The 6,517-nt window shown below is 58.9% G+C and carries 4 protein-coding genes; all 4 read left to right on the top strand.

All coding sequences use genetic code 11. From position 1 onward, the window contains the following. Positions 1-400 precede the first annotated feature (400 nt). The 4 genes from VAE55_RS08200 to VAE55_RS08185 all read left to right on the top strand — a co-directional run bounded on the left by VAE55_RS08200 (position 401) and on the right by VAE55_RS08185 (position 6,225). Positions 401-3,403, top strand: coding sequence for an aminotransferase class III-fold pyridoxal phosphate-dependent enzyme (locus VAE55_RS08200; RefSeq protein WP_322815303.1), 3,003 nt, complete (start codon positions 401-403; stop codon positions 3,401-3,403). A gap of 124 nt (positions 3,404-3,527) precedes the next feature. After that, positions 3,528-3,998 carry a hypothetical protein gene (locus tag VAE55_RS08195; RefSeq protein ID WP_322815302.1) on the top strand — a complete coding sequence of 157 codons (471 nt, stop codon included), beginning with the start codon at positions 3,528-3,530 and terminating at the stop codon, positions 3,996-3,998. Positions 3,999-4,099: 101 nt separating this feature from the next. Further along, a complete protein-coding gene (locus VAE55_RS08190) occupies positions 4,100-4,816 on the top strand; it encodes a response regulator transcription factor (protein ID WP_322815301.1) in 717 nt (238 codons plus the stop codon). An 8-nt stretch (positions 4,817-4,824) separates the two neighbouring features. Beyond that, on the top strand, positions 4,825-6,225 hold the full coding sequence (locus tag VAE55_RS08185) for a sensor histidine kinase (protein WP_322815300.1): 1,401 nt from the start codon (positions 4,825-4,827) through the stop codon (positions 6,223-6,225). Positions 6,226-6,517: the final 292 nt, after the last annotated feature.

The following is a 6,517-nucleotide window of genomic DNA, read 5'->3' as shown; positions in this document are numbered from 1 at the left end:
TGGCATACCGTTCCCCATCCTGGTCACGGGGGTGCTGAATGTGCTCGTGCCAATCATCGAGTCGGTCAGGCATGCATGCGATCCCTGCGCGTAGATGGTTATGTTGCACGAGATTCGTGCCTGCGCACCAGCAGCCACGACCAGCACCTGACGGCGATGAAGAGGATGCCTCCACGCAGGCTGGAAGCCTGCGCCACGCGGAGCGCTTGCAGTTCGGCTTAACGCAGCGTGACATGTGGATCATGCGTAGCCCCAGCGGGGGCGGGAGGGGGGCCGAGATCGCAGTGACCGGAAGCTGTATGGAGCACGCCATCTCTTCTCCCCACTCCCCACTCCCTATCGTGCCGTGCCAGGCGCAATAGTTACCCTTATCTGTGATACAATCTGGCTACGAACTTGCATGGAGTATACCCGTATGTCGTGGTCAGATCTGCTTGCCCATCACTACCATATTCACGGCACACTCACGCCATTACCCGGCGAATACGACCTCAACCTGCTCGTCGCGACGGACAACGCGACCCAATACGTGCTCAAGGTGATGCGACCGGATTGCGATCCGGCGCTGGTTGAGCTGCAATGTGCGGCGCTTGAACACATTGCTACGGTAGCCCCCGATCTGCCGGTGCCGCGTCTTGTGAGTACCCATACCGGCGCGGCATATGTTGCCGCCAATGATCGGCTGATCTGGCTGATTACTGCTCTCCCTGGTGAGGTGTATGCGACCTTTCGACCGCATACAGCCGCGTTGCGCACCGATCTGGGACGACGGGCAGCCCAACTCGATCAGGCGCTGATGACCTTTACTCACCCGGCTCTGACCCGTCCGCTCAAGTGGAATCTCCTGCAGGCGGAGTGGGCGCTTGATCAGATCGCCGTTATTGCCGATCTCGACCGACGCCGGCTCGCTGCGGCAGCATTGCACGCCTACGTCGGCCTGAAGTCCACGCTGTGCTTGTTGCCCCACACTGCAATCCACAACGATCTCAACGACTACAATCTGCTCGTGTCGGCTTCGCCCAAAGGTGTTGTCAGCATTAGCGGCATCCTCGACTTCGGCGATCTGTGTTCGGCGCCACGGATCTGCGAACTCGCTATCGCCGCCGCTTATGCCCTGCTCGATCAGCCTGATCCCCTGCGCTGTCTGAGTGATCTGGTGAAGGGCTATCACGCCGTCTGGCCATTGACTACCACCGAGCTTGATCTGCTCTGGCCACTGCTACGCGCACGACTGGCGGTAAGCGTTGTTAATTCGGCATTGATGCAACAACAGCGGCCAGACGATCTCTACATCACCATTTCCGAAGCACCGGCCTGGCGTCTGCTGGCAGCTACAGCGACGACCGATCCAGAGCTGGTTGCGGCCCGCCTGCGTGTGAGCTGTGGAATGCCGTTCAGTCCTGCCGCAACCCGTGTGCAGTCGTGGCTGGCGGCGGCGCGTGGCCATTTCGCGTCCGTGCTTGGTTGCGATCTGACGAACGCGCCGGTGGTGAGGCTGGCTGTCGCCGAGCAACCGCTGCCGCAAGACCCTTTTGCCCTCACCGCTGCTGAAGCGAGGCGACTGTGCGAACCAACACCCGCTACCGTTCAGATTGGTCGCTACGCTGAGCCACGGCTGATCTATACCGAACCGGCGTTCTTCGCGGCGAACCATCCTCTGGCCGAACGACGGACGGTACATCTCGGTGTTGATCTCTTCGCCCCGTCCGGGACACCGGTGTACGCGCCCTTGCACGGGATGGTGGTAGCCGTTGAACGCTTCATCGCGCCACTCGATTTTGGTGGTATGGTCGTGCTCGAACACCAGACCCCAAATGGCGACCACTTCTACACACTCTACGGGCATCTCGACCCGAACAGCTTGGATCATCTGCACATCGGTGATGCAATAGCCGCCGGACAACCCTTCGCCGCCCTGGGTGACGCTGCAACCAACGGTGGCTGGCAGCCGCATCTTCACCTGCAACTCATCCTCGATCTGCGGGCGCTGGAAGGGCACTGGCCCGGAGTGTCAGCACCCGACGAATGGGAATGGTGGCAGGCGGTATGCCCCAATCCGGCGCCACTCCTCAATCTCGCCGATGAACAGGTGGCGTATCAGCCAATCGACACGACTGGTCTGCTTCAGGAGCGGCGGCGTCATTTTGCTGCCAACCTGCGCCTCAGTTATGCGATGCCCTGCACACTCGTGCGCGGCTGGCGCCACTATCTGTTTGATGATTGGGGTAACATCTACCTCGACGCCTACAACAATGTTCCCCACGTCGGCCATGCCCATCCCCGGATTCAGGCAGTTGCAGCGCACCAGCTAAGTATGATTAATACCAATACCCGCTACCTGCATCCGGCCCAGATCGCGTTTGCCCACGAGCTGCTGGCTAAATTACCCCCACCGCTAAGCGTCTGCTTCTTTGTCAATTCTGGTTCCGAAGCCAATGAACTGGCGCTCCGCCTTGCCCGCACCTTCACCGGAGTGCGCGACATGATTACGATTGATCATGGCTATCACGGCCACACCACCGGCGCTATCGACATCTCGGCCTACAAGTTCAATCACCCCGCCAGCAGCGGCAAACCGGATTGGGTCGAAGTAGTGATGGCCCCCGACCCCTACCGTGGCCCTTACGGTGCCGATGGCGAACGGTATGCGGCAGAGGTGGATCAGGCTATCGAGCGCATCGCGGCCCGCGGTCGGCGTCTGGCCGGCTTCATCGCCGAGACCTTCCCCAGTGTCGCCGGGCAAATCATTCCACCACCCGGCTATCTGGCCACCGTCTACCGCCGGGTCCGCGCTGCCGGTGGCGTCTGTATCGCCGACGAAGTGCAGACCGGTCTGGGGCGGCTGGGCACGCACTACTGGGCCTTCACGACCCAGGACGTGATTCCCGACATCGTTGTCCTGGGCAAACCGCTCGGCAATGGTCACCCTATCGGCGCCGTCATCACAACTGCTGAGATTGCCCATGCGTTTGACAACGGGATAGAATTCTTCTCGACGTTTGGTGGCAGCACGCTCTCGTGTGCGGTGGGGCGTGAAGTACTGCGGATCATTGACGAAGAGTGCTTAATGGCCAATGCGGCTCACATTGGCAACGACCTGCTGGCCGGCTTGCGCGAACTTCAACAGTGCCACCCCATTATTGGTGATGTGCGGGGGATGGGCCTATTCATCGGTGTGGAACTGGTCAGTAATCGCACTACGCGCACTCCGGCAACAACAGCAGCATGCTATATCAAAGAGCGCCTGCGCACCGAACGCATTTTGATCGGTACCGAAGGACCTTACGATAATGTATTGAAGATTCGCCCACCGCTCACCTTTGATCGGGCAGCACTTTCCGTTCTGCTCGAACAACTTGATACCGTGCTCGCCGAGAGCTTTATTGCCCGTGCAGTTGAATAAAATATTGGTCTCCCTCCATAAAGTTTCTACTATCTCTTCACAACCTCTTCACAATTGCCATCTATCCTGATAGTGGAACTGGAAACACTCGACAACCCAGTTACAATGGAAGGAGTACGGTATTATGGAACAACGACGTATCAACTGGCCGGCGTGGCTGGCCCTTGGCATTTCGCTGCTGGCACTGATCGTTGCCTTCGGCAGCATGTCGATGAGCCGCATGACCGCGTGGACGATGTGGACAATGCCAGGCTGGTCGAATCAGCAGGTCATCCCACAAGGACCACCTGCCATGCGCGGACGGGGTGATCAGGGTCAGGTCATGCCTCACGGCTGGCACAACCAGCGCGGCTGGATTCATCCTGGTATGGGCTTCCAGCGTGGACCGGGAATGATGGGTGGTCGCGACTGGTTTGGCGGATTGATCAGGTTTGTTGATGGCTTGCTCAAACTGGCGGCACTGGCCCTCCTAGTCTGGCTGGGCTTCCAGATCTTCCGCCAACGCCGGAACCAACCGCCGGCAGCGAACCCACCTGCCGGGCCTTCTCCTCAACCACCGCTCACGCCAGCAGGGCATGATCCACGTGTTGAGTAGCAGTGGCACAGGATACGGAAGAGGTGGGGTAGTCATAGTGACTGCCCCTATCACCTTCTTACAGTAGTTGAAGCGGTTGATGGCAGGAGGAAGCAAAGGTTATGTCTCGCACCATCCTTGTGGTCGATGATGAACCGGGTATTGTCAAAATTGCCCACGACTATCTTGAACGGGCCGGTTTTCAGGTGATCAGTGCCGGCGATGGACCGACAGCGTTACGGCTGGCGCGACAGGAACATCCAGCCCTCATGGTCCTCGATCTGATGCTACCCGGTATGGATGGACTTGACGTAACCCGTGCCCTGCGCCAGGACCCGCTTACTGCGCACTTACCGATCATCATGCTGACTGCCCGCGTTGAGGAGACCGACCGTCTGATCGGCCTGGAACTGGGGGCCGACGACTACATCACCAAACCCTTCAGTCCCCGCGAACTGGTGGCACGCGTGCGTGCCGTCTTACGGCGCAGTGAAGGTTCAACCTCGCCAGGAAAGCTGATTCAGATCGGTGGATTGGTCATCGACCTCGAATGCCGTAGTGTCCGCCGAGATGGTGAACCGATTGAACTGACCGCGACCGAATTCGATCTCCTTGCCGTTTTAGCCAGTGCGCCTGGTCGCCCCTTCACCCGTGCTCAATTGCTCGACCGTGTTTACAACACCGACTATACCGGCTTCGACCGCACTATCGACGCTCACATCAAAAATCTCCGCCGTAAGATTGAACCCGACCCGAATGGGTCGCCGCGCCTGATCCTGACCGTCTACGGTGTGGGGTACAAGTTTGCCGAAACGTATCCCTCATCCGAGTCTCATTGAGGTGCGATATGCGCCCGCCTCGCCTCTTCAACCTGATGCTCACCGCCTTCGCCCTGGTCATCGTGCTCGGCATTAGCGGGATGGCCCTCGCGTTCTGGCTGGTGATGGGTCAGAGTAATCCCGAACAAATGCGCTGGATGGAGGCTGAGACAGCCGCGCGTGCTCAAGCTGCCCAGCTCGCCGCCTATTATCAGCGCGTCGGTTCGTGGCGAGGAGTTGAACGTCAGTTGGGGCCACTTCCCCAGGGCTTTGGCAGTATCAAGGGCGCAGTGTCCCTGCTCGACGAGAACGGGCGTGTCGTCGCTGGTCGCCGGCGTCCGATCATCCTGCGCGGCAATGAGGCGGTTAGGCGCATTCCCATTACGGTTGACAACCAGCAAGTCGGTACGCTGGTGATCTCGGTGGTAGATACCGATGAAGTTTTTCCGGTTGGCAGCCTGAATCGTCGTCCGCTCTTGCTGGGTATGTTCAGTGCCGGAGCCGGATTAATGGCGGTTCTCCTGGTACTGGCAGCGATCTTCTCGCGTCGGATCAGTACCCCCCTGCGCCAGATCAGCGCAGCAGCCCATGCCATTGCTGAAGGCGATCATAGCAGCCGGGTACAAACCGCCAATGTGCGCGAACTGGCCGATCTCTCCGCTAGCTTCAACCGTATGGCCGAGGCGTTACAACAAGCCGATCAGCAACGTCGCCAACTGACCGCCGATATTGCGCATGAATTGCGCACACCACTCTCGATCATCAAAGGTCGCCTCGAAGGGATTCAAGATGGTGTGTACGAAGCTGACGCCGAACAGATTGAGGCACTCCTGACTGAGGTAGCCCTGCTTGAACGCCTCATCAACGATCTCCATCTGCTGGCCCTGGCCGATGCCGGTCAACTTCCTCTCTATCGCGAAGTCGTATCGCCGCAGATGCTGCTCAATGAAGCGATCCGCTCATTCACCCCCACAGCCGGCGAGCGCGATGTACGGCTGAGCGCTACGATTGACGACAATCTCCCTGACATTGAAGTCGATCCCCAGCGTATTGCCCAGGTGCTGGGGAATCTTATCGGAAATGCGCTCCGCCACACCCCGGCAGGCGGAGAGGTAATCGTTAGCGCTTACCTTGACGAGAGCGGCATTCGTTTCGAGGTGCGTGATACCGGCGCCGGCATTGATCCTGCCGACTTACCGTACATCTTCGACCGCTTCTACAAGGCAGATCGGGCCCGCAGTCGGAGCAGCGGCGGTGCCGGTCTGGGGCTGGCAATTGCTCGCCGTCTGGTCGAAGCGCACGGCGGCCAGATTTGGGCAACCAGTGCATTACAGCAGGGTACAACGGTAAGTTTCCGGTTGCCGGTATCACCAACTGCACCTGAACCGGCGAACCAACTATCTACAGGAGCACTGCTCAACAACATTTGACATACCTGCTCAATCGTAACAAAAAACCTGACCTGAATCGGCAGCATCCTTTGGCACGTCTGATATACTGCTCACGTTTATCGCGACGTCTCCCAAACATCCTCTCCACCACAAATCAGCAAGTTGCCCATCAGACCACGCAGTGGGTGGTGCTGGTGGCGGAACTAGAACTTATTTCATAAAAAGCTGTACTATCGCGCTCTCATAACCATCTCCGGTGCCATCACGCGCTGGATAGGTTGCCTTGTTCGCTCATCATCCGCGTGTGGCGTCGTTTGGAGTGCGGCAGCCA

Origin of the sequence: Chloroflexus sp. (assembly GCF_034432675.1) — a bacterium.
In the GTDB taxonomy this organism is placed as follows: domain Bacteria; phylum Chloroflexota; class Chloroflexia; order Chloroflexales; family Chloroflexaceae; genus Chloroflexus.
This window is presented reverse-complemented; position numbering and strand designations above follow the sequence as displayed.